Below are 2,633 nucleotides of genomic sequence, written 5' to 3'. Positions count from 1 at the left end.
TGACGTTCAGTGCAGCCGTCTTCTGAAAACGACACCGTCATAGGTCAGGACCGATGGAACGCCGGCGTCACCATGATGCGGGTGGCCGATCCCCGAAGCTGGCGCGGCGTGGCCGATTCCTCGCAGCTCGTGCGCGACAATGCCGAGGCGATCGGGCAATGCGCCGAGGCCGCGCGCACGGCCGGTTCAGATCAGCAATGCACCATCACCGTGAAAGCGCCGGCAGCACCGGCGCAGTAGGGTTGTGGGGGGACACCAGTTATTTCGGGAGGTTTTCTTCCGCCTCAACAGGTCCGGCGGCCATCGCGACGAGGCGCGCCGCGATACGCTTGCGCAGTTGCTCGGGGAGCGGGCGCGACGACAGCGCCTCGTGAATCCACAGCCCATCGGCGGCAAGGCGCGAAATGAACCTGTCCAACTCGGCAGCGTCGTTTCCAATCGGCGCAGGAGGTGCCCAGCGGTCGATGACCTGTTGCCACAGATCGCCAAGCTGCCGATTGTCGGAGCTTTCCAGTATGAGCAGCAGTTCGACCCGCCGGGCAGCTCTTGCGCAGGTGTTGATGTAGGCGGCGTGTCGTTCGGCGTCTGTCGCCCTGTCCGAGGTGTTGCCGGCGCTCGCTTCCAGCTCCTGTTCCCATGAGCGAGTCAGATGCTCATGGGTGGCGAGGATCAGGGCTTCGCGCGACGGGAAATGATACAGAAGGCCGGCGCGTGTCATGCCGGTTTCGAGCGCTACGGCGTCGAGGGTGACGGCGGTGAGGCCGTCACGCTCGATGATGCTCACAATGGCTTCAAGCACTTCGAGGCGCTTGCTGGCTCTCGCCATGTCGGCTTCCTTAGTGTTGTGTGGGATAGGCTGACGATTGCGAGCCGGGACCGTAGCGCCGCAACAGGATGCCGGTGATCAGGGCACCCACGGCCAGAACACCCGCCGCCACGTACATGACGACCGTATAGGCGTGGTCGAATGCGATTCCTGCCGCTTGACGCACGACAACACCATCGGCCCCCGCCTCGTTGGCAAAGACCAGCGCCGACGCCATGCTGTCGCGGGCCGCTTCCGAGGTTCCGGCGGGGAACACGACGTTGACCGTATAGAGGTAGGCCAAAAGACTTCCGAGAATTGTGACAGCGAACAGACTGCCAAACTCGTAGGACACTTCCTCGACCGACGACGCCATGCCGGCGCGATGCACAGGCACATTGCCCACAATAGCCGTTGATGCCACCGACATTGTTGCACCTACGCCGGCACCGGTCAGCGCCAGACCGGCGATCAGCCAGCCAAGGCCATGAGTGATGCCCCATGTCGCAAGCAGGACCGCCAGCGATCCCGCCGCAAGCCCGCCAGCTATAAGGATACGTAGGCCAATACGATGCAGGAATGCACCACCGAGCAGCGCAGTCGGCAATGATCCGAGCGCCGCCGCCGAAACCAGCATCCCGGCTTCCAGCGGCGTGAAGCCCGCAACGAGCTGGAAGCGTTGCGTCGTAGCAAGCTCAACACCGCCGATGGCGAACAGGGAGAACGCGGCCGCTAGAACGCCCGATGTGAACGCGGCATTGCGGAAGATCGAGAAGTCGAGCAGCGGGAACGGCAGGCGCAGTTGCCGGCGGACGAACAGCGCTCCGGCGAGGATGGCAACCAGCAGCGAAATAGCGGGGACGGCCCACGACTGCCCGGCATGGGCAGATTCCTTGATCGCGATCACAAAAGCCGACAGCGCCACCAATGCCTGAAACGACGACACCACGTCCCAAGGCTTGGTCGCATCGCCGGCCACCTTCGGCGCAACGATCAGCGCCGAAATGAAGGCAGCGACCACTACCGGCACATTGATGAGGAACACCGACCCCCACCAGAAATGGCCGAGCAGAAAACCGCCGATGATCGGTCCGAGCGCAGCGCCGACGACCGACAACGACCCCCAGATCGCAATGGCGATGTTGCGTTCCCGGTCATCCTCGAAGGTGACGCGGATGAGGGCGAGTGTCGCGGGCATCATCGCCGCCGCGCCGACCGCCAGAAAGGCCCGCGCCCCGATCAGGATTTCCGCTGTAGGCGAATAGGCCGCCACAATCGACGCGACACCGAACAGAACGAGGCCGATGAGGAACATGCGCCGGTGACCGATCCTGTCACCCAGCGTCCCGGTGCCGAGCAGCAGGCCGGCCATGACGAGGGGGTATGCGTTGATGATCCACAACCCTTGCGTTGCCGTCGCGCCAAGCTCGCGCGTCAGGGTAGGCAGGGCCGTGTAGAGGACCGAATTGTCCAGAACGATAAGCAGGAGACCGGCGGCGACGGTCACCAGAAGAACCCAGCGGTTCGAGTGGGCGGCAGGCATGATAGCACCATTCAGTGAGAGTAGCCAAACTTTACAGACAAGTTAGTAAAGTATCAAGCGCCTGCCCGTGAGGAACTTCAGACAATGGCCGACAGCGGGGCTTCGCATTCCGGGGCGCGATCAATTTGTCGCGAAATTCCTAAGTTGTGCGACAGCTTGCCGCCTGTCATTTTCAGAAGACGACTGCACCAATTGACGGGGCGTAACGCCAGGTGTGCAGTCGGCTCCTGACCACGCAATATCAGAAGTCATCTGCACCAATCTCGACTATGCTCAATACTCGTG

The 2,633-nt window shown here is 62.7% G+C and carries 3 protein-coding genes; 1 reads left to right on the top strand and 2 read right to left on the bottom strand.

Annotation, left to right across the window (positions count from 1 at the left end; all coding sequences use genetic code 11):
* Positions 1-9: 9 nt before the first annotated feature.
* A complete protein-coding gene (locus HMPREF3142_RS04685; protein WP_047361095.1) occupies positions 10-240 on the top strand; it encodes a DUF6118 family protein in 231 nt (76 codons plus the stop codon).
* A gap of 19 nt (positions 241-259) precedes the next feature.
* On the opposite strand, the gene HMPREF3142_RS04680 is transcribed toward HMPREF3142_RS04685, so the two are convergent.
* Together HMPREF3142_RS04680 and HMPREF3142_RS04675 are read right to left on the bottom strand one after the other, a co-directional pair.
* The gene (locus tag HMPREF3142_RS04680) at positions 260-826 is read right to left on the bottom strand and encodes a TetR/AcrR family transcriptional regulator (protein WP_003830785.1); all 567 of its coding nucleotides are present in this window, start codon (positions 824-826) and stop codon (positions 260-262) included.
* A gap of 10 nt (positions 827-836) precedes the next feature.
* On the bottom strand, positions 837-2,348 hold the full coding sequence (locus HMPREF3142_RS04675; RefSeq protein ID WP_003830786.1) for an MFS transporter: 1,512 nt from the start codon (positions 2,346-2,348) through the stop codon (positions 837-839).
* Positions 2,349-2,633: the final 285 nt, after the last annotated feature.

This window comes from Klebsiella sp. HMSC16C06, assembly GCF_001808325.1.
GTDB lineage: Bacteria > Pseudomonadota > Gammaproteobacteria > Enterobacterales > Enterobacteriaceae > Klebsiella > Klebsiella variicola.
Note: the sequence above shows the minus strand (reverse complement) of the source record. Positions and strands in the feature narration are given on the sequence as shown.